Genomic DNA, 21068 nt, shown 5'->3' with positions numbered 1-21068 from the left:
TTTGGCGCCGCACAGTCGACATAGGTGCAACGCGAAAGCCACGCCTGTGGCGTTTGCCTCCCCTTTGTTGACCCGACCCTCTGCGGTAGCTCATCCAAATGACCAGAAACATGAAGTTCAGCCACAAGATCTTGCTGGCTGCCGCCCTCGTGGTGGCCGTCGCATTCGCTTGTTTCATCCTGTTCAACGACTATCGCCAGCGCCAGACCCTGCGCAGCAGCACCGAAGCGTCGATGCAGGAACTCGGCAGCCTGACCACCAGCAACATCCAGACCTGGCTGGAAAGCCGCATGCAGTTATTGCAGTCGATGGCTCAACAGGTCACAGCCGATGGCAATGCCCCGGCCAGCCTGAAGCGCATCATTGACCTGCCCGCCTACACCGGCAATTTCCAGCTGAGCTACTTTGGCGGTACCGACGGCGTGATGTTCTCGGTCCCGGCGGGCAATCGCGCAGCGGACTACGATCCGCGCGCCCGTGGCTGGTACAAGGCAGCCAACAGCGCGCAGCAGACCATCGTCACCGAACCGTACATCGCCGCATCGTCCGGAAAACTGGTGATCACCGTGGCAACCCCGGTGCAGCACCAGGGCCAGATGATCGGTGTAGCAGGCGCTGACATTGATCTGTCCAGCGTCAGTGCGATCATCAACTCGCTGAACTTTAGCGGTCACGGCCATGCCTTCATCGTCAGTGCCGACGGCAAGATCCTGATCCACCCGAACAGCAAACTGGTGCTCAAGAACCTGACCGAGGCCTACCCCAATGGCGCGCCAAAAGTCAGCCCGGGCATGAAAGAAGTCGAGATCGACGGCAAGCGTCAGTTCATCTCTTTCACCCACGTCAACGGCGTGCCGTCGGCAGACTGGTACGTGGCACTGGTGCTCGACCAGGACACCGCGTTTTCGATGCTCAGCGAATTCCGCACTTCGGCGATCATTGCCATGGTGATTGCGGTGGTGATCATCATCGCGTTGCTGGGCATGCTGATCAGCCTGTTGATGCAACCGCTGCTGACCATGGGCCGCGCCATGCATGACATCGCCGAAGGCGACGGTGACCTGACCAAACGCCTGACCATCCACGGTCACGACGAGTTCGGCGCGCTGGGGTTGTCGTTCAACCGTTTCGTCGAGCGTATTCACGCCTCGATCAGCGAAGTGTCCTCGGCCACCGGCCAGGTCAACGAAGTCGCCCTGCGCGTTGTGGCGGCGTCCAATTCGTCGATGTTCAACTCCGACCAGCAAGCCTCGCGCACCAGCAGCGTGGCCGCCGCAATCAACCAGCTCGGCGCTGCCGCCCAGGAAATCGCCCAGAACGCCGCCCTTGCCTCGCAACATTCGAGCGACGCCCGTGCCTTGGCTGAAGACGGCCAACAGGTTGTGGATAAAACCATCGCCGCCATGCAACAGCTCTCGGCGAAGATCAGCGATTCGTGCGGCAACATCGAGACGCTCAACAGCAACACGGTCAACATCGGGCAGATTCTGGAAGTGATCACCAGCATCTCCCAGCAGACCAACCTGCTGGCGCTCAACGCCGCCATTGAAGCCGCACGAGCGGGTGAAGCCGGACGCGGTTTCGCGGTAGTTGCCGACGAAGTGCGCAACCTCGCCCACCGCACGCAGGATTCTGCGCAGCAAGTGCAAACCATGATTGAAGAGCTGCAAGTCGGCGCCCGCGCAGCGGTGGGCATCATGACCGACAGCCAGCGCCAGAGCGAAAGCAGTGTCGGCATCGCCAATCAGGCGGGTGAGCGACTGGAGAGCGTGACCCAGCGTATCGGCGAGATTGATGGCATGAACCAGTCGGTTGCGACCGCGACAGAAGAGCAAACGGCTGTGGTGGAGTCGATCAACGTCGACATTACCGAGATCAACACGCTGAACCAGGAAGGTGTGGAGAACCTGCAGTCGACCTTGCATGCGTGTGCCGATCTTGAGCAGCAGGCGGCGCGGTTGAAGCAGTTGGTGGGTAGTTTCAGGATCTGAGGCGCTTTCGCGGGCCCCATCGCTGGCAAGCCAGCTCCTACAGGGATCTTTGTCGTACTGGAGATCTACTGTAGGAGCTGGCTTGCCAGCGATGGCGGCATCAGCAACAGCGAAAAATCAGAACCGAGAGCCCGGCTTCGACAGAAACGCGAGTTCCTGTGCAGTACTCTCCCTTCCCAACACCGCATTGCGATGGGGAAACCGTCCGAACTGCGCAATGATTTTCTGGTGCCTCTCGGCGTAATCCAGGTAATCGGCAAACAGTGCCCGGTCACCTTCAGGCTGCTGCGCCACCAATTCGATGTAACGCGAGACGCCTTCGTTCTGCACCGCGAGGTTTTCGCTGTGCTCGAACACCAGATAGATGAACACCCGTTGAATCGGCCGCAACTGCCGATCGAAATCCGCCGCAATGCCTTGGGCCACGAGTTTCTGTGCCCGGGAATCGCCGGAAAACGCTTTGGGTGTGTCGCGAAAGATCATTCGCGGGAGTTGATCGAGTAACAGCACCAGTGCCAGCCAACCTTCGGGACGTTGCATCCACTCGGTCAATCCGCCGGCCAGTGCCTGCTCGACCTGGTCCTCGAAGCGCGTGCGCGCTTCGAGGTCCTGGCTGTCGCGCTTGCCGAACCACAACTTGCCCTTCTGCGCCGCTACTTCGCTCGCTGATCCGGAACTTCCGAACCACCAATCGAGCAGCGGCTGCCAGGGCGCGTTCATGGTTTATTCCTTGTGGTAAGCCGTGGCGCGTGCAACTTCTTCCTTCGAACCCAGGAACACCGCTACACGCTGGTGCAGGCCTTCCGGCTGGATGTCGAGGATGCGCTGGTGGCCGTTGGTCGAAGCGCCACCCGCTTGTTCCACGAGGAACGACATCGGGTTGGCTTCGTACATCAGACGCAGTTTGCCCGGCTTGGACGGCTCGCGGTTGTCGCGTGGGTACATGAACAGACCGCCACGGGTCAGGATGCGGTGTACGTCGGCAACCATCGCTGCGACCCAACGCATGTTGTAGTTCTTCTTCAGCGGACCTTCTTCGCCAGCCAGCAACTCGCCGACGTAACGTTGGACCGGAGCTTCCCAGTGACGCTGGTTGGACATGTTGATGGCGAATTCCTGGGTGCTTTCAGGAATGGTGATGTTTTCGTGGGTCAGTACGAAGCTGCCCATTTCACGGTCCAGGGTGAAACCTTTCACGCCGTCGCCCAGGGTCAGGATCAGCATGGTCTGTGGACCGTAGATCGCGTAACCGGCGGCCACTTGCTGAGTACCTGGCTGCAGGAAGGCCTTTTCATTCAAAGGCTCGTTCTGGCTCAGGTATTCGTTCGGGCAACGCAGTACCGAGAAGATCGTGCCGACCGGGGCGTTGATGTCGATGTTCGACGAACCGTCCAGCGGGTCGAATACCAGCAGGTAGGCGCCTTTCGGGTATTTGCCCGGGATCTGGTAGGCATTGTCCATTTCTTCGGACGCCATGCCGGCCAGGTGACCGCCCCATTCGTTGGCTTCGAGCAGGATCTCGTTGGAGATCACGTCGAGCTTCTTCTGCACTTCGCCCTGGACGTTTTCAGTGCCCATGCTGCCCAGAACGCCGCCGAGGGCGCCTTTGGACACGGCGTGGTTGATCTCCTTGCAGGCACGCGCCACCACTTCGATCAGGAAGCGCAGATCGGCAGGAGTGTTGTTGCTGCGGGTCTGCTCAATCAAATAGCGACTCAAGGTAACGCGGGACATGGAAGGCTCCGGAGGAATGGGGGGCTAAAAACCCGCGCAGTTTAACGCGAGTCGGGGCGCATTTCCTCCTATCAGACGTGATCGGCCAAAGAGAGTTCAGGCGCGGGGTTGAGCGTAGTTGCAAATCCACCCAATTGTGGCGAGGGCGCTTGCTCCCGTCGGGGCGCGAAGCGGCCCTGTTCCGTACCTCTCACGGCTGCTTCGCAACCGAACGGGAGCAAGCGCCCTCGTCACAGATTCAAGTTTTGGCCGAAGGCTTGCGCAACAAGCTGAACGCCATTGCCGCCAAAAACAAAACGCTGAGCAACAACACCGACCACAGGCCGAATTTCTTCCAGTGGATACCCGATGCTGCCGGCGCTGTCGAAACTGCCGGGGTAACCACCGCCCCACCGTCCACCATCGCCCTGCCCAGCGTCGCCAGTTTCGCCGCGCTGTAGTCCGGTATCAGTGTCGACAACGGCAAGTTGGCTGCCTTCATCGTCGAATTGCCCAGCGCCAGCGTATAGGGCCCTGGGCCGCGGGCCAGAAACACCAGGTGCGTTGCACGTACGGCGAACTTCACAGTGGGCGCCTCTGCGCCCAAGCCACCGCCGCGCTCGTCCACGGTCAGTTTCAATTGCTGAACCGTTTGCCCCGGCAGCTGCAATTCGTTTTGCACCACATCCTGACCGTTCTGGGTCAGGCGATAGAGCAAACCGCTGCTCAGCGTTTGCCATGGCAGGCTGTTATCGCGACGACCCCACAGGGTCACCGGCGCCAGGCTGTTGGGCTGACTCAACTCAACCTGCACCCGCTCTACGCTCAGGTCCATCGGCAACTGCCAGGTGTATTCACCGGCCTTCCCGGTGCTGCCGGCCAACGGTTGTGACCAGACCAACGGCAGCGGCAGACTACGGGGGCTGACGCTGACCAGTTGCGCCGAGGTCAATGTCGGCGCCGATTGCGGCGTGCTCCATAGCAGTCGCAAGTAACGCGCCGATTGGCCCGGCAAACCAATTTCATGCTGCTCGACCCGTTCATCGGAAAACGTCAGGCGCGCCACCTGCCCTTCACCCCAGGACTGCCAGTGTTGCAAATCGTCGCTGGCTTCGATGGTGAAACGCTGGAAGCCGTCGCGTTCGCTGGTCCAGTCGAGGATCAACTGCCGCAACGGTGCCTTGATGGCGGACGCGTCGAGCAACCAGCCGCGCAGTTCTTCCTCGCCGGCCTCCAACTGACTGGAAGGCTGCACTTCAACCAACGTGCCATTGGTGTTCGATTGCACGCGCACGCTCGGCGCTTGCCCGGTGGCGCCCGCCGCGTCGTACAGCGGAAACCACTTCACGTCAGTGAGCGAGCGATTGTCGTCGGTCTTCGCCGCCTCCCGGGCCAGGGCATACGCCTGAACATCCCCGGCGGCGTTGAACACGCGCACATCGCTCAAGTCGGTCTGCCGCGCACTCAGTTGCACCACCAACGGCAATTCGAGGCGATACCACGGGCCGTCACCCGTCACCGACAAGGGCACTTGAGTGCTGAAGTCCGCCGGTTTTTCCTGAGCGCCGGCCGATAGGGTCACCGCCACGGCAACAGCGCCTAACCAGCCCAGGTTCAGCTTCTGGCTCATGACGACACTCCTTCGGTGTCCGCGCCCGGTTTTTCAGCATCCGGCACAGACTCGACACGTTTGGGCGGCAGCGGTGCGAAATAGCCCACCACCAGCAACAGGACGCCAACGCCGATAAACGACACGATCCGCGCCAGTCCGCCGCGATTGCTCAGTTCGACAAAGAACAGCTTGGCCACGACCACGCCGATCAACGCCGCGCCAATCAACCAGACTTCGCGACGCTGGCGCAGGTGCCCGCCGATCATCAGACTCAATGCTATCAAGGTCCAGACGATAGACAGCCCGGCCTGCACCCGCATCGACGCCAGCGACAGATCCAGTTCAAACGGCACGCCGCTCCAGTGATGTGCCGTGCGCATGACCATTGCAGTAAAGAACATGAACAGCGACACGCCGGCGATCACTTGTGTCGCGTTCGCGGCGGAGCTCTGGCGCAGTGTCAGTTGCGTCGCCGCGCTGCGGGACCAGACGTAGATGCCGAACAGCGCAAACATCAGGCCCAATTCCAGCGGGTTGATCAGCGGCACGTAGGGCAACGGCTCGGCGGTGCCGTCACTGAAAGCGTTCGCCAGCCAGAACCAGCCGAGCATCAACAGTGCCAGCGGCGCAGCGGCGTAAAGACGATATTCACGAGGGTAAGCCGATACCGGCCATGGCCAGGCGCGGGTTGCGGCCATCAGCACCAGATACAGGCTCGGCAAAATCGCCCAACCCAGCCAGCGCCAGGCGTTGTACTGCTCGGACATCAGCAGCAAGACATAGCGCAACTCCAGCGCCAGCACCCCGATCAGCAACCAGCAACCCAGCACATGGGCGGCGCTCAAGGCTTGCGCCGGCAACATCGAAGCCAGACGTCGCAGCGAAACGAAATGCACGACAAACACCGCCGCCCACATCAGCCAACCCCAATCGGCCGCCGGGTGATACCGCGAATGCCAGGCGGCCAACAACACCCACGCGGCGGTTGGAATCAGCAAGGTGCACAGCAACCCCAACGAGGGCCATTTCAGGCGCAGCGCCAACACCGCCCACAACGCAGCGCTCACCGCCGCTATGGCCAGCAACAGCGTCGCTTGCAAGGGTAACGGCGCAAACCGCAGCACTTCGCTGATCCATGCCAGCGCCCACCAACCCGCGCCCCACACCAGCAACGCCTGGGACAAGCGCTGCACACTCACCCCTTCAAACGTCGTGGCAGGCTTATCGCGCTGCAAACGCCAGGCGCCGACAAACGCCACCAGCCCCAGCACCAACGGCGCCCAGAACTCGCCATGGGCCAAGGGCCGCACCTCGTCACCCAACACCGACCCCGCCACCAGGTACAACGCGCCGCCCAGCGTCTGCACGGCAAGCCCGGCAAACAGGAAGGTGCGTGATTGCAGGTGCAAACCGGCAAACAACGTGAGCAATCCGGCCAAGGCCCAACTGATCGCCGTGCCGTGTCCGAAGAAAAACAGCGGCGCCAGCAGATAAAGAAACGCCAGGCCAAGTCCCGCCAGCACCGGCAAACTTTGGCGTTCCCACGACGAGGTTTGTTCGGGCAGCGCTTTGCGTAGTCGATAGAAGCTGAACAACAGCGCAGTACCCAGCATCAATGCACCCAAGGTCGAGCCATCGAGCAGGCTGCTCTCGCTGCTGTGCAACTCGCTGAGAAACGCCAGCGCCGCCCCCAGTTGCAGCAACAGGGCGAATGCCCGGGCCAGCGCGCGTTGCTGGCGCAGGCCGAGCCAGAAAATCCCCGCGCCCTCCACTGCCCACGCCGCTGTCGTCCAGCGCGCATCCAGCCCCAGCGGAATCGCCAGGCTGGTGAAAATGACGCCCAGCGCCAGGCAGGTCTCTCCCAGCAACGTCGCGCGGCCGCCCATCAACAAACGGGCCAGGCCCATGTAGATCATGCCCAGCACCAGGGCACTGAACGCGGCTGCGAATTCCAGATGCTGGACCAACGCGAATTGCAAACCGAAACCCACCAGCGGCGGACCGAAGAGCAGCGAACCATCGACGTAATCACCCTTGCGCGCCGACCAGCGCAGCAGCGCCTCGCGATCGCTCTCCTCGGGCGCGTCGCTCATCTGCAGCAACGTGCGGCGGGCGTACAACAGACCGATGGCCAGGTACATCAGGAAGAACACCATCAGGAACGGCTCGGTGCTCCACAGCATCTCGGGATGGTAGGAGCGAATGCCCCAGGCAAAACCGATGCCGAACGTGCCGACGAAGCCAATGACATTGAGCACCCGCCAGGCCTTGAACCAGGCGATGGCAAGGATGCCGCTGTTGAGCAGGACAAAGTAACTGAACAATGCGACATGGCTGCCGGTGCCCGTGGACGCCAACAGCGGCGCAGCGAAACCGCCCAACGCGGCGGCGGCGGCCAGGCCGAGGGAGTCCTGGGTAATGGCGAGAATCGCCGAGAACGCTGTCACCGCCACCAGCAGGCCAAACGCCGCCGATGGGTCAAGCAACGGATGCAGGCGCATCGCGGCGAACACCGTCAGGTACAGCACGGCGATGCCGGTGCCTTGCAGGATCAATGCGTAACCGGGATTGCGGGTTCTCAGCCACCAACCCAAGCCGAGTAAACCCAAGGCCGCCGCCGCAACACCGGCGTAACGCAGCTCGACCGGCACCACCACGCCTTCGGTGGCGTATCGCAGCAAGAAAGCCAGGCCGAGAAACAACAGCACCACACCGACGCGCAACACGGTGTTGCCGCCGAACAGCCAGGCGCGGGCGTGGGCAATAGCTCGATCAATCACATTCGGGCCGCGCGGCTCGGCAGGTTGTTGTGGCTCACGGGCAACCGGATCGGGCTTCCAGGCATCGACCGGCAGCGCACGAACGGGTTCGCTGGCCATCGCGGGAGTCGGTTCGAGTTCGGGGGGGAGTTCCCAGATCAGCTCGGTGGTGATCTGGTTTTCATCCTTTACGGTTTCAGCGGAGACAACAGGCTCGGCGCTTTCGAACGTCTTGGCACCCGGCACCTCCAACACCGCCAGCCGCTGCTCGACCGCGTGCAGCGCAACTTTCGTCTGCTCCAACAGACGATGCTGTCCGGCCGCTTGCGAGTCCAGACGCCCGATGCGAATGGCCTGGCCGATTCCCAACCCGAGCAACGCGCCCAGCAGCGCTTCGCTGAACTCTTCGTCGAGTATCCAGCCGAGCACCAGCCCAATCAGCATCAACATCCATTGCATGGTCGATATCCCTAATCGTATTGGCCAACCTGGAAAGATTAGCCCAGCCGGATACAAAAAGATCGCAGCCTTCGGCAGCTCCTACGGGATAGCGCAATACCGCGCTGTGTAGAAGCTGCCGAAGGCTGCGATCTTTTCCAGCCCACCAACCTGTCGAGCAGAGTGGAAAGTTACTCCAACGCCTTCCAGATTTCCGTCGCGTACTCGCGAATGGTCCGGTCGGACGAGAACCAGCCCATCCGCGATGTGTTCAACACTGCCGAACGCCACCACTCCTTCGAATCGTGCCAATGGGCTTCGACGCGCATCTGGGCGTTCCAGTACGAATCGAAATCGGCGCAGACCAGAAAGCGGTCGTAATCTACCAGCGAATCGATCAGCCCGGTGTAACGGGACGGATCATCCGGCGAAAACACCCCGCTGCGAATCGCTTGCAGCACATCGCCCAATCGGTGCGATGCGGTAATGTCCTGCGTGGCATTGAACTCATGGTTCTGCTTGCGCGCTTCCACTTGCTGCGCGCTGAGGCCGAAGATGAACATGTGCTCGGCGCCGATGCGATCGCACATTTCCACGTTGGCACCGTCCAGGGTGCCGATGGTCAGCGCCCCGTTCAGGCCGAATTTCATGTTACTGGTGCCGGACGCTTCAAACCCGGCGGTGGATATCTGCTCGGACAGATCCGCCGCCGGAATGATGCTCTCCGCCAGGCTGACGTTGTAGTTGGGCAGGAACACCACTTTGAGCAGACCGCGCACGGTCGGATCGTTGTTCACGACCCGGGCGATGTCGTTGGTCAGTTTGATGATCAGCTTGGCCTGGTGATAACTGGCCGCCGCTTTACCCGCAAAGATCTTCACCCGCGGCACCCAGTCGACTTCCGGTTCGGCACGGATCGCCTGGTACAACGCCACGGTGTGCAGCAGGTTAAGCAATTGCCGTTTGTACTCGTGGATCCGCTTGACCTGCACGTCGAACATCGCCGCCGGATTGACCGCCACGCCCAGCCGCTCATGAATCAGGTACGCCAGGGCTTTCTTGCTGTGCAGCCGCTGCTCGGCAAAGGCCTTGCGGAACCCGGCTTTCTCGGCGAACGGTTCGAGGGCGAGCAAACGCTCTTCGGGGTTATCCAGCAGCTGCGCCCCAAGGGAATCCACCAGCATCGAGGTCAGCTCGGGATTGGCCTGATACAGCCAGCGGCGGAAGGTAATGCCGTTGGTTTTGTTGTTGATCCGCTGCGGATAGAGCTTGTGCAGTTCGGAGAACACCGTCTGGCGCATCAGCTGCGTGTGCAGCCCGGACACGCCGTTGATGCTGTGGGAACCGAGAAACGCCAGGTTACCCATGCGCACTCTGCGTCCGTTGTCTTCCTCGATCAGCGACACCGCGCGCAACACGTCGAAATCGTGGATGCCTTTGGCCCGCAGGGAGTCGATGTGATGGGCGTTGATCAGGTAGATGATCTGCATGTGCCGCGGCAGCATGCGTTCCATCAGCCCGACCGGCCAGGTTTCCAGCGCCTCCGGCAGCAACGTGTGGTTGGTGTAGGACAGCGTATCGACAGTGACCTGCCACGCCGCGTCCCACGCGACGTCGTACACGTCGACCAGTTGCCGCATCAGTTCGGCCACGGCAATCGAAGGGTGGGTGTCGTTGAGCTGGATCGCCGCGTGGTCGCCCAGGGTCAGCACCGAAGTGTGCATGTTGCGGTGACGGCGCAGCAGGTCCTGCAACGACGCGGCGACGAAAAAATATTCCTGACGCAGACGCAATTCCTGCCCCGCTTCGGTGCTGTCCGCCGGGTAAAGCACGCGGGAGATACTTTCGGCCCGGGCCACTTCGGCCACGGCGCCCAGGTGGTCGCCGGCGTTGAAGCGCTCCAGGTGCAAATCTTCCATGGCCCGGGCTCGCCACAGCCGCAGCGTATTGACGCTCGCCCCGCGCCAACCGACCACCGGCGTGTCGTAGGCAATGGCCCGCACGGTTTCTGCCGGATGCCAGACTTGCCTGGACTTGCCGCTGTCATCGGTCACGGTCTCGACACTGCCGCCAAAGCCGATCGGGTAAACCACCTCCGGGCGCTCGAACTCCCATGGGTTGCCGAAATCCAGCCAATGCTCGGTTTGTTCTTGCTGCCAGCCGTCGACGATGGCCTGCCGAAACAAGCCGTGTTCGTAACGAATGCCGTAACCGTGACCCGCAATGCCGAGGGTCGACATGCTCTCCATGAAACACGCCGCCAATCGCCCGAGACCACCGTTGCCCAGGGCCGCGTCAGGCTCCAGCAGGCGGATGCGTTCAAGGTCGACGCCGAGCTCGGTCATGGCCTCGCGCGCCACGTCGAGCAGGCCGAGGTTGCTCAAGCTGTCGTAGAGCAGCCGGCCGATGAGAAATTCCAGGGAGAGGTAATAAACGCGCTTCTGACCTTTGCGGTAGATCTGTCGCGTGTGGTCCATCCAGTGCTCGACCATGTGATCACGCGCCGCCAGGGCAATGGCTTCGAACCAGTCATGGTCGAAGGCGTGATCCGGGTCTTTGCCCACCGCGTAGGTGAGTTTGGTCAAGACGGCGTCGCGGAATGCGGCCACCTCTGCTTCGCGAACAAGTGGTTCTTGAGTCATCGATAGGACCTCGAGCGAGCTTGGAATTGTCTGAGCCTAGACGGTCTGACAGGCGGTAGAGACTCTGGTTCGGCAGTTTTTCCCATGAGTGTGAGCTGGATCGTGTACCTGAATGAATGCAGGGGCCGTGCCGAATTTTGATCTTGTTGAGCCGCACATGAAAAAAATCTGGCGAAAGGTTGTTCAAAAATCCACCAGTCCCGGTATGATCGCGCGCCCTGATGCACACGCTGGTAACAACCGATGATGAAGCCCAACCTGATCGCCGCCGCGGAGATCGACCGACTCGATACCTGGGCCAAGTACTCCGCCCCGATGTGCGGCTCGTGCGTGTCCAGCTGCTGCACCCTGCCCGTCGAGGTCAAGATCAAGGATCTGATCCGTATCGGCATCGTCGACGAGTTCGAGCTGGGTGATCCGCCGAAGAACATCGCCAAGCGTCTGCAGAAAGAAGGCCTGGTCGAGCGTTTTAACCAGAAGTCGGGGATCTTCACCCTCCAGCGCATGAGCAATAACGATTGCTACTATCTGGATCGTAAGAGCCGTCTGTGCACTATTTATGAAAAGCGCCCGGATACCTGCCGCAACCACCCGAAAATCGGCCCGCGGCCGGGGTATTGCGCGTACAAGCCGAAGGAAGTGGAGCGCGAGCGAACTTCGCGGAGTATCGAGCGGTTCTGATAGCTCTTGAAATTTGCGGCGGTTGATCCACCGCTATCGCTGGCAAGCCAGCTCCTACAATGCGTACGACACGCAACCGTGTAGGAGCTGGCTTGCCAGCGATGAGGCCGGAACAAACAACCGCATAAATCCCAGACAAACAAAAACGCCCCCGGCCTTTCGACCGGGGGCGTTTTTTTGCCAGCTAACTAAATGACTTAGTTACCGGACTTCTTGGCAGCGCGGGTACGCTCGCTTTCGCCCAGGATCTTCTTGCGAAGACGGATGGACTTAGGAGTCACTTCACACAGCTCATCTTCCTGTACGAATTCCAGAGCTTGCTCCAGAGTGAACTTGACAGGCGGAACCAGAGCGATGGTTTCGTCTTTACCCGAAGCACGCATGTTGTCGAGCTTCTTGCCTTTGGTTGGGTTCACACCCAGGTCGTTGTCGCGGCTGTTCAAGCCAACGATTTGACCTTCGTAGATGTCCTGGCCGTGTTCAACGAACAGTTTGCCACGTGCCTGCAGGGTTTCCAGCGAGTAGGTCAGAGCCTTACCGGTAGCTACCGATACCAGCACGCCGTTCTGACGGCCGGACATGTCGCCGGACTTCATCGCGTCGTAACGGTCGAAGATCGAGGTCAGGATGCCGCCGCCGGAGGTCAGGGTCAGGAACTCGTTACGGAAACCGATCAGGCCACGGGCCGGGATGTTGTACTCAAGGCGCACACGGCCCTTGCCATCCGGAACCATGTTGGTCAGGTCGCCTTTACGCAGACCCATTTGCTCCATGATCGCGCCCTGGGATTCTTCCGGCAGGTCGATGGTCACGTTTTCGTACGGTTCGTGCTTGACGCCATCAACCATGCGGATGATCACTTCCGGACGACCAACGCCCATTTCGAAGCCTTCGCGACGCATGGTTTCGATCAGTACCGAGAGGTGCAGCTCACCACGGCCGGAAACCTTGAACTTGTCAGCCGAGTCGCCTTCTTCAACGCGCAGTGCAACGTTGTACAGCAGCTCTTTGTCCAGACGTTCCTTGATGTTACGGCTGGTCACGAACTTGCCTTCACGGCCGCAGAACGGCGAGTCGTTAACCTGGAAGGTCATCGAAACGGTTGGCTCGTCAACGGTCAGCGGCTTCATCGCTTCGACGTTCAGTGGGTCGCACAGAGTGTCGGAGATGAACAGCTGGTCGAAGCCGCTGATGCAGACGATGTCGCCGGCAGCTGCTTCTTCAACGTCGATGCGGTGCAGACCGTGGTGACCCATCAGCTTCAGGATACGACCGTTACGGCGCTTGCCGTCAGCGTCGATCGCCACAACCTGGGTGTTCGGCTTGACGCGACCACGAGCGATACGGCCAACGCCGATAACACCCAGGAAGCTGTTGTAGTCCAGTGCCGAGATTTGCATCTGGAACGGGCCATCGCGGTCGACTTTCGGCGCAGGTACGTCGTCGATGATCGACTGGTACAGCGGGGTCATGTCTTCAGCCATGTTGGTGTGTTCAAGACCAGCAATACCGTTCAGGGCCGAGGCGTAGACGACTTTGAAGTCCAGCTGTTCTTCGGTGGCACCCAGGTTGTCGAACAGGTCGAAGATCTGGTCCAGAACCCAGTCCGGACGCGCGCCTGGACGGTCAACCTTGTTGATTACCACGATTGGACGCAGGCCGGCTTCGAAAGCCTTCTTGGTCACGAAACGGGTTTGCGGCATAGGGCCGTCTTGAGCGTCAACCAGCAGCAGAACGGAGTCAACCATCGACATTACGCGTTCAACTTCGCCGCCGAAGTCGGCGTGGCCCGGGGTGTCCACGATGTTGATGTGGTAGCCGTTCCAGTTGATGGCGGTGTTTTTCGCCAGAATGGTAATACCGCGCTCTTTTTCCTGGTCGTTGGAGTCCATCACGCGCTCGTCGTTGAGCTCGTTGCGCTCCAGGGTGCCGGATTGACGCAAGAGTTTGTCTACCAGGGTGGTCTTACCATGGTCAACGTGAGCAATGATGGCGATGTTGCGTAGATTTTCGATCACTTGTGTATCTCGATCAGAGGATTCGGTGTGCTGACAAGTCTTGGCAGCGATTTACAGTAGAGTCAGGCCTTGCCGTTACAGCTTGACGGCAGAGTCGGGGGGCCGGTGACGCAGGCCACAGGCATACAGCCCCGGGCTCTTAGCTCGGTCGATAAACGCGCACATTGGCATGCCCCTCACTGAGCAAATGGTGGGCATGCAGGCGACTCATCACGCCTTTGTCGCAATAAAGCAGGTACTGGCGAGTAGGGTCCAGTTCCTTGAAACGAGCGTTCAGTGCATAAAACGGCATCGTTTGTACCTCGATGCCAGCCAGATCCAGCGGGTCGTCTTCAGCGGCATCCGGGTGACGGATATCGATGACGATCTGACCGGCCAGCGCCTCGCTGACTTCTTCAATTTGCAGATCCTGGCCCAATTCATCGATCACGCGATCGATCGGCACCAGTTTGGCATTCTCAAGCGCACGCTCGAGCACTGCCATGTCGAACTCTTTCTCTTCATGCTCGACGCGATGGCGTTTGGCTGCGGTCTTCGGATTGACCGAAATGACGCCACAGTACTCCGGCATGTGCCGGGCGAAATCGGCGGTGCCGATTTCGTTGGCCAGGTCGATGATGTCCTGCTTGTGGCTGGCGATCAGCGGGCGCAAGACCAGCTTCTCGGTCACACAGTCGATCACGTTCAGGTTCGGCAACGTCTGGCTCGACACCTGGGAGATCGCCTCACCCGTCACCAGCGCCTCGATTTGCAGTCGATCGGCAATTTGGGAGGAAGCGCGCAACATCATACGCTTCAATACTACGCCCATATGACTGTTATCGACTTTGCCGAGAATTTCGCCCAGGACTTCCTCGAACGGCACACTGACAAATAGCACGCGTTGAGAGCTGCCGTACTTCTTCCAGATGAAATGCGCGACTTCCATGACGCCCAGTTCGTGGGCCCGTCCGCCCAGGTTAAAGAAGCAGAAGTGGGCCATCAGGCCGCGGCGCATGATCTGGTAGGCCGCCACGGTGGAGTCGAAGCCACCGGACATCAGCACGAGCGTCTGCTCCAGTGCTCCCAGCGGATAACCGCCGATGCCGGTGTGCTGACTGTGGATCACAAACAACCGTTGGTCGCGAACTTCGATCCGGACTTCGATTTCCGGCTTTTTCAGGTCGATCCCGGCGGCACCACACTGACGGCGCAACTGGCTGCCGACATATTTTTCGATGTCTATGGAGCTAAATGGGTGCTTGCCGGCCCGTTTGCAACGCACCGAGAAAATCTTCCCGGCCAGCGCATCACCGTAGTGCTGCTTGCACTTTTCAACGATGTCGTCGAAATCGCCCAGCGGGTACTCATCGATCTGCAGGAAGTGCGCGATGCCCGGCATGCAGCTCAGGCGCTCGGTCATCTCCTTCAAGGCCTTGGGCTCGGTGACGCGGGTTTCCAGCTCGAGGTTGTCCCACACGCCGTTCACCACCACGGCCGGGTCCAGATCGCGGAGCACGGCACGGATGTTCTTGGCCAATTGACGGATGAAACGCATCCGTACCGGGCGGCTCTTGATGGTGATCTCGGGGAAGACTTTTACGATTAATTTCATGGAAACAGCGCGCGCATGGCCTGCCGAAAAAGGGGGGCGCGGATTATAGCGGAAATTGCTCAAGGTTTAACCAGTTAATGTGCAGAAGGTTTCGCGCGCACCAAAACAGGTCATTTGTTGAATTCGACGCTACATTAAAGGGCGCCATTTTCTGCTTTAACGCGTATAGAAGGCTTATAAGCGTGTTTTTGGGGCAAAAAACCCATGGTGGGGCACTGGCATGCAATTTGCTCCCTTGTGAGGCAGGTTGCCTTGGCAGAGTATTCGCGCCGGCATCACCCACATTCCAAGGGCTATCCATTACTAAGCCCGAAGCCACCCCGGAGGACACTATGTCGAAGTCGGTTCAACTCATCAAAGATCATGACGTCAAATGGATTGATCTGCGCTTCACGGACACCAAAGGCACTCAGCACCACGTGACCATGCCGGCTCGCGACGCGCTGGATGACGCTTTCTTCGAAGAAGGCAAAATGTTCGACGGTTCCTCCATCGCTGGCTGGAAAGGCATCGAAGCTTCCGACATGATCCTGATGCCGGACGACAGCACTGCCGTTCTCGACCCGTTCACCGAAGAGCCGACCCTGATCCTGGTCTGCGACATCATCGAACCTTCGAGCATGCAAGGCTACGACCGCGACCCACGTGCGATCGCCCGTCGCGCCGAAGAACACCTGAAAGCCACCGGTATCGGTGACACCGTATTCGCTGGTCCAGAGCCAGAGTTCTTCATCTTCGACCAAGTGAAGTTCAAGTCCGACATCTCCGGTTCCATGTTCAAGATCTACTCCGAACAAGGTTCGTGGATGTCCGACCAGGACGTAGAAGGCGGCAACAAGGGCCACCGTCCAGGCGTCAAAGGCGGCTACTTCCCGGTTCCGCCGTTCGACCACGACCACGAAATCCGTACCTCCATGTGCAACGCACTGGAAGAAATGGGCCTGACCGTCGAAGTTCACCACCACGAAGTGGCGACTGCCGGCCAGAACGAAATCGGCGTCAAGTTCAACACCCTGGTGAAGAAAGCCGACGAAACCCAGACCCTGAAGTACGTTGTCCACAACGTTGCTGACGCTTACGGCCGCACCGCGACCTTCATGCCTAAGCCTCTGTACGGCGACAACGGCTCGGGCATGCACGTGCACATGTCCATCTGGAAAGATGGCAAGAACACCTTCGCTGGCGAAGGTTATGCCGGCCTGTCCGACACCGCTCTGTACTTCATCGGCGGCATCATCAAGCACGGTAAGGCGCTGAACGGCTTCACCAACCCGGCCACCAACTCCTACAAGCGTCTGGTTCCAGGCTTCGAAGCGCCAGTGATGCTCGCCTACTCGGCTCGCAACCGCTCCGCTTCGATCCGTATTCCTTACGTGTCGAGCCCGAAAGCCCGCCGTATCGAAGCCCGCTTCCCGGATCCGGCTGCCAACCCATACTTGTGCTTCGCCGCACTGTTGATGGCTGGCCTGGACGGCATCCAGAACAAGATCCACCCTGGCGACGCTGCTGACAAAAACCTGTACGACCTGCCGCCTGAAGAGGCGAAAGAGATCCCACAAGTTTGCGGCAGCCTGAAAGAAGCCCTGGAAGAGCTGGACAAAGGTCGCGCGTTCCTGACCAAAGGCGGCGTGTTCTCCGACGACTTCATCGACGCTTACATCGCTCTGAAAAGCGAAGAAGAAATCAAAGTACGCACCTTCGTACACCCACTGGAATACGAGCTGTACTACAGCTGCTGATCCGGTAGCGCCGCAGCACGCGGCGTGACAAAAAAGAGGCCTCCTTCGGGAGGCCTTTTTTATTGCCAAATTTTCCTGTGGGCGCTTTTTCGGGTGTCTGGAGCATCTCGTTAAATCTTGCCCAAATGTTTTCGGCTTGGGATAACCACCCCGTCTGACCTATGCTGCAACCCAACGCTTTCGTTTCCGGTCGATTCCATGGGTCGTGGACTTCTCTTCATTCTGCTGCTGATCGCATTGCCCGCCACCGCGCAGATCTACAAGTACACGGATGCCAATGGCAACACCGCGTACAGCAATCAACCCCCGGATGGCGTGAAGACTCAAACGGTCGAACTGCCACCGCTCAATACCGTTGAACCCCAGGTCACGCCAACCTCCCCGGCGCCAACCCAAGCGAACAAACCACCCCCCAAGGCCTACGAGACACTGGAGCTCACCGGACTGCCCACCACCGAAGCCCTGCGCGCCAACAATGGCACGTTCACGGTGAATGTCTTGATCAACCCACGCCTGCAAGCTCCCCATCGGTTGCGTCTGCTGCTGGACAACCAACCTTACGGTCAGCCAAGCAATGTCCCGAGCCTGCAACTGGTCAACATTGATCGCGGAGAACACAGCCTGGCGGTACAGGTAATCGACGGCGAGACGCTCATCCAGCAAAGCCCTTCCATCACCTTCACCGTTCAGCGAGTGCACAAACGCTGAAGGCCTGCGCCAAGCTTTTCCTCGTTCCTGATACTTTTCTGACATCGCTCAGCTTTGCGCACTATATTGGTGCGAATGGTTGCACTACCGCCCAACTCCACCCCATTTTGGTTCGAAAGTACCCGCAAAAGCCGGCAGAACGCCACGCAACCGAGCGTTAAACGCCTGTTTCAGGCCTTTAGCGCTTCTTTTCGGAGCCTTGGTTTGGTTTTTGCATTTTGTCCGTATCAGCGCTTTATTCATGCGCGCGCCCTGCTCCAAAAGAGGTCCTGAATGACCATCAGTGACGCACTGCATCGTCTGCTACTCGACAACTTGACGACCGCCACCATTCTGCTCGACGCGGAACTGCGCCTTGAGTACATGAACCCGGCGGCGGAGATGCTGCTGGCCATCAGCGGCCAGCGAAGTCATGGGCAGTTCATCAGCGAACTGTTCACCGAATCCACCGAGGCGCTCAATTCCTTGCGTCAGGCCGTCGAGCAGGCGCATCCGTTCACCAAGCGCGAAGCCATGCTCACGGCCCTCACCGGCCAGACCCTGACCGTCGATTACGCGGTCACGCCGATTCTGAGCAATGGCGACACTTTGTTGCTGCTCGAAGTCCATCCCCGGGATCGCTTACTGCGCATCACCAAGGAAGAAGCACAACTCTCCAAACAGGAAACCAGCAAGATGCTGGTGCGCGGCCTCGCTCACGAAATCAAGAATCCACTGGGCGGGATTCGTGGCGCAGCGCAATTGCTGGCCCGTGAACTGCCGGAAGAAAGCCTGAAGGATTACACCAACGTCATCATTGAAGAAGCGGACCGCCTGCGTAACCTGGTCGACCGCATGCTCGGCTCCAACAAGCTGCCTTCGTTGGCGATGTGCAACATTCACGAAGTGCTGGAGCGCGTGTGTCATCTGGTCGAGGCTGAAAGCCAGGGGCGCATCACATTGGTGCGTGATTACGATCCGAGCATTCCCGACGTCCTGATCGACCGCGAACAAATGATCCAGGCCGTATTGAACATCGTGCGCAACGCAATGCAGGCCATCAGCAGCCAGAACGAGTTGCGCCTGGGCCGCATCAGCCTGCGCACCCGCGCCATGCGCCAGTTCACCATCGGCCATGTGCGCCATCGCCTGGTGACCAAGATCGAGATCATCGACAACGGCCCAGGCATTCCTGCTGAACTCCAGGAAACCATTTTCTTCCCCATGGTCAGCGGACGCCCGGACGGTACCGGGCTCGGCCTGGCCATCACCCAGAACATCATCAGCCAGCACCAGGGCCTGATCGAATGTGACAGCCATCCAGGCCACACCACCTTCTCGATCTTTCTGCCACTGGAACAAGGAGCCACATCGACATGAGCCGTAGTGAAACCGTGTGGATCGTCGATGACGACCGTTCTATCCGCTGGGTCCTGGAAAAAGCCTTGCAACAGGAAGGCATGACGACGCAAAGCTTCGACAGCGCCGATGGCGTGATGAGCCGCCTGGCGCGCCAGCAACCGGATGTGATCATCTCCGACATCCGCATGCCCGGCGCCAGCGGCCTGGACCTTCTGGCGCGGATTCGCGAATCGCACCCACGGCTGCCGGTGATCATCATGACGGCCCACTCGGATCTGGACAGCGCTGTCGCGTCCTATCAGGGCGGCGCATTCGAGTACCTGCCAAAGCCGTTCGATGTCGACGAAGCGGTTTCCCTGGTCAAGCGCGCCAACCAGCACGCCCAGGAGCAACAGGGTCTGGAAGTGGTCCCTACCCTGACCCGCACCCCGGAAATCATCGGCGAAGCACCGGCGATGCAGGAAGTGTTTCGCGCCATCGGGCGCTTGAGCCATTCCAACATCACTGTGCTGATCAACGGCGAATCGGGTACCGGTAAAGAACTGGTGGCCCACGCCCTGCATCGACACAGCCCTCGCGCCGCTTCGCCGTTCATTGCCCTGAACATGGCGGCGATCCCCAAAGACCTGATGGAGTCCGAACTGTTCGGCCACGAGAAAGGCGCGTTCACCGGCGCGGCCAATCTGCGTCGCGGGCGTTTCGAGCAAGCCGATGGCGGCACGCTGTTCCTCGATGAAATCGGCGACATGCCGGCCGACACTCAAACCCGCTTGCTGCGCGTACTGGCCGACGGCGAGTTCTACCGCGTTGGCGGTCATGTGCCGGTGAAGGTCGATGTGCGCATCATCGCCGCGACCCACCAGAATCTGGAAACCCTGGTGCATGCCGGAAAATTCCGTGAGGACTTGTTCCACCGTCTGAACGTGATCCGCATCCACATTCCACGCCTGTCGGACCGTCGCGAAGACATCCCGACCCTGGCCAAGCACTTCCTCAGCCGTGCCGCCCAGGAGCTGGCCGTCGAGCCGAAGCTGCTGAAAAGCGAGACCGAGGAATACCTGAAAAACCTGCCATGGCCGGGCAACGTGCGCCAGCTGGAGAACACCTGCCGCTGGATCACGGTGATGGCTTCGGGTCGCGAAGTGCACATCGGCGATTTGCCGCCAGAGCTGCTGAGCCTGCCTCAGGATTCGGCGCCCGTGACCAACTGGGAACAGGCGCTGCGTCAGTGGGCCGATCAGGCGCTGGCTCGCGGTCAATCGAGCTTGCTCGACAGTGCCGTGCCGGCCTTCGAGCGGATCATGATCGAGACCGCCCTCAAGCACACCGCCGGTCGCCGTCGCGATGCCGCCGTTCTGCTGGGCTGGGGCCGCAACACCCTGACGCGCAAGATCAAGGAACTGGGGATGAAGGTGGATGGCGGGGATGAGGATGAGGGGGATGAGGGCTAGGTTCGTCTTCAGAAATTAGCCGCCAGCGAAAAGATCGCAGCCTTCGGCAGCTCCTACAGGGTTAATGCGAACACCCGTAGATACAAGGAGCTGCAGAAGGCTGCGATCTTTTTTTGTTTGTGCACCGCCGCAATGCACCGTGAACCGCAATCGCGCACAAAAACCACTTCGAAACCCTGCCCTCTTTCGCAATCGAATCCTTTCCGAAAAAACACGAAAGCCCCGGATTCCGGGGCTTTCAGCGTTCTAAATCGGTTTTTTGTTTCTCTTTGTGAAAACTGGCACGCCGCCTGCAATAGTCCATTCAGTGATTCAGTTCACTACCCGGTTTCGGGGACCTTGGTACAGGCAGGCCGGGGATTCCCCTCTTTACATCGGGCT

Annotated in this window: 13 protein-coding genes and 1 pseudogene; 7 read left to right on the top strand and 7 right to left on the bottom strand. The window is 59.9% G+C overall.

The genetic code is table 11. The annotated features are described in order from the left end of the window. Positions 1-98: 98 nt before the first annotated feature. Positions 99-1136: pseudogene (locus CKW15_RS29010) on the top strand (cache domain-containing protein); the annotation flags it as partial. A gap of 90 nt (positions 1137-1226) precedes the next feature. Next, positions 1227-1991 carry a methyl-accepting chemotaxis protein gene (locus CKW15_RS29005; RefSeq protein WP_371856285.1) on the top strand — a complete coding sequence of 255 codons (765 nt, stop codon included), beginning with the start codon at positions 1227-1229 and terminating at the stop codon, positions 1989-1991. A gap of 117 nt (positions 1992-2108) precedes the next feature. Here CKW15_RS29005 and CKW15_RS05175 read toward each other — a convergent pair whose 3' ends face one another. From CKW15_RS05175 to CKW15_RS05155, 5 genes are all read right to left on the bottom strand, one after another. Beyond that, positions 2109-2711 carry a DUF924 family protein gene (locus CKW15_RS05175; protein WP_095058309.1) on the bottom strand — a complete coding sequence of 201 codons (603 nt, stop codon included), beginning with the start codon at positions 2709-2711 and terminating at the stop codon, positions 2109-2111. Positions 2712-2714: 3 nt separating this feature from the next. Further along, positions 2715-3725, bottom strand: coding sequence for a class 1 fructose-bisphosphatase (locus tag CKW15_RS05170; protein WP_095058308.1), 1011 nt, complete (start codon positions 3723-3725; stop codon positions 2715-2717). A 238-nt stretch (positions 3726-3963) separates the two neighbouring features. Then, complete coding sequence (locus CKW15_RS05165) at positions 3964-5334, bottom strand: DUF3999 domain-containing protein (RefSeq protein WP_095151747.1); 1371 nt, start codon at positions 5332-5334, stop codon at positions 3964-3966. Further along, positions 5331-8534 carry a DUF2339 domain-containing protein gene (locus CKW15_RS05160; protein WP_095151746.1) on the bottom strand — a complete coding sequence of 1068 codons (3204 nt, stop codon included), beginning with the start codon at positions 8532-8534 and terminating at the stop codon, positions 5331-5333. Before CKW15_RS05160 ends, CKW15_RS05165 begins: the two co-directional genes overlap by 4 nt. A 170-nt stretch (positions 8535-8704) precedes the next feature. Beyond that, positions 8705-11155 (bottom strand): glycogen/starch/alpha-glucan phosphorylase, encoded by a 2451-nt coding sequence (locus CKW15_RS05155; protein WP_095058305.1) that lies wholly within the window; start codon positions 11153-11155, stop codon positions 8705-8707. Between the two features lie 243 nt (positions 11156-11398). Here CKW15_RS05155 and CKW15_RS05150 point away from each other — a divergent pair, with 243 nt between their 5' ends. Then, positions 11399-11836 carry a YkgJ family cysteine cluster protein gene (locus CKW15_RS05150; RefSeq protein WP_095058304.1) on the top strand — a complete coding sequence of 146 codons (438 nt, stop codon included), beginning with the start codon at positions 11399-11401 and terminating at the stop codon, positions 11834-11836. 197 nt (positions 11837-12033) lie between these two features. On the opposite strand, the gene typA is transcribed toward CKW15_RS05150, so the two are convergent. After that, the gene (gene typA / locus CKW15_RS05145) at positions 12034-13854 is read right to left on the bottom strand and encodes a translational GTPase TypA (protein ID WP_095058303.1); all 1821 of its coding nucleotides are present in this window, start codon (positions 13852-13854) and stop codon (positions 12034-12036) included. 139 nt (positions 13855-13993) lie between these two features. After that, complete coding sequence (thiI, locus tag CKW15_RS05140) at positions 13994-15448, bottom strand: tRNA uracil 4-sulfurtransferase ThiI (RefSeq protein ID WP_095151745.1); 1455 nt, start codon at positions 15446-15448, stop codon at positions 13994-13996. A gap of 332 nt (positions 15449-15780) precedes the next feature. On the opposite strand from thiI, the gene glnA reads away from it, so the two are divergent. The 4 genes from glnA to ntrC all read left to right on the top strand — a co-directional run bounded on the left by glnA (position 15781) and on the right by ntrC (position 20687). Then, positions 15781-17187, top strand: coding sequence for a glutamate--ammonia ligase (glnA, locus tag CKW15_RS05130; protein WP_095058300.1), 1407 nt, complete (start codon positions 15781-15783; stop codon positions 17185-17187). 198 nt (positions 17188-17385) lie between these two features. Further along, complete coding sequence (locus CKW15_RS05125; protein WP_095058299.1) at positions 17386-17895, top strand: DUF4124 domain-containing protein; 510 nt, start codon at positions 17386-17388, stop codon at positions 17893-17895. Positions 17896-18168: 273 nt separating this feature from the next. Then, positions 18169-19254, top strand: a complete 1086-nt coding sequence (gene glnL, locus CKW15_RS05120; protein WP_095058298.1) for a nitrogen regulation protein NR(II) — start codon at positions 18169-18171, stop codon at positions 19252-19254. After that, complete coding sequence (gene ntrC / locus CKW15_RS05115) at positions 19251-20687, top strand: nitrogen regulation protein NR(I) (protein WP_095058297.1); 1437 nt, start codon at positions 19251-19253, stop codon at positions 20685-20687. The genes glnL and ntrC overlap by 4 nt, the downstream gene beginning before the upstream one ends. The last annotated feature ends 381 nt before the right edge of the window (positions 20688-21068 follow it).

The sequence above is a fragment of the Pseudomonas sp. Irchel s3b5 genome (genome assembly GCF_900187435.1).
GTDB lineage: Bacteria > Pseudomonadota > Gammaproteobacteria > Pseudomonadales > Pseudomonadaceae > Aquipseudomonas.
The sequence above is the reverse complement of the archived record's forward strand: the minus strand, read 5'-3'. Positions and strand labels throughout refer to the sequence as shown.

What these genes read in the sequence shown, in the direction of transcription:
- CKW15_RS29005 (WP_371856285.1), top strand. Translation starts at nt 1,227, where the DNA reads ATGTTCAACTCCGACCAGCAAGCCTCGCGCACCAGCAGCGTGGCCGCC.
- CKW15_RS05175 (WP_095058309.1), bottom strand. Translation starts at nt 2,711, where the DNA reads ATGAACGCGCCCTGGCAGCCGCTGCTCGATTGGTGGTTCGGAAGTTCC.
- CKW15_RS05170 (WP_095058308.1), bottom strand. Translation starts at nt 3,725, where the DNA reads ATGTCCCGCGTTACCTTGAGTCGCTATTTGATTGAGCAGACCCGCAGC.
- CKW15_RS05165 (WP_095151747.1), bottom strand. Translation starts at nt 5,334, where the DNA reads ATGAGCCAGAAGCTGAACCTGGGCTGGTTAGGCGCTGTTGCCGTGGCG.
- CKW15_RS05160 (WP_095151746.1), bottom strand. Translation starts at nt 8,534, where the DNA reads ATGCAATGGATGTTGATGCTGATTGGGCTGGTGCTCGGCTGGATACTC.
- CKW15_RS05155 (WP_095058305.1), bottom strand. Translation starts at nt 11,155, where the DNA reads ATGACTCAAGAACCACTTGTTCGCGAAGCAGAGGTGGCCGCATTCCGC.
- CKW15_RS05150 (WP_095058304.1), top strand. Translation starts at nt 11,399, where the DNA reads ATGATGAAGCCCAACCTGATCGCCGCCGCGGAGATCGACCGACTCGAT.
- thiI (WP_095151745.1), bottom strand. Translation starts at nt 15,448, where the DNA reads ATGAAATTAATCGTAAAAGTCTTCCCCGAGATCACCATCAAGAGCCGC.
- glnA (WP_095058300.1), top strand. Translation starts at nt 15,781, where the DNA reads ATGTCGAAGTCGGTTCAACTCATCAAAGATCATGACGTCAAATGGATT.
- CKW15_RS05125 (WP_095058299.1), top strand. Translation starts at nt 17,386, where the DNA reads ATGGGTCGTGGACTTCTCTTCATTCTGCTGCTGATCGCATTGCCCGCC.
- glnL (WP_095058298.1), top strand. Translation starts at nt 18,169, where the DNA reads ATGACCATCAGTGACGCACTGCATCGTCTGCTACTCGACAACTTGACG.
- ntrC (WP_095058297.1), top strand. Translation starts at nt 19,251, where the DNA reads ATGAGCCGTAGTGAAACCGTGTGGATCGTCGATGACGACCGTTCTATC.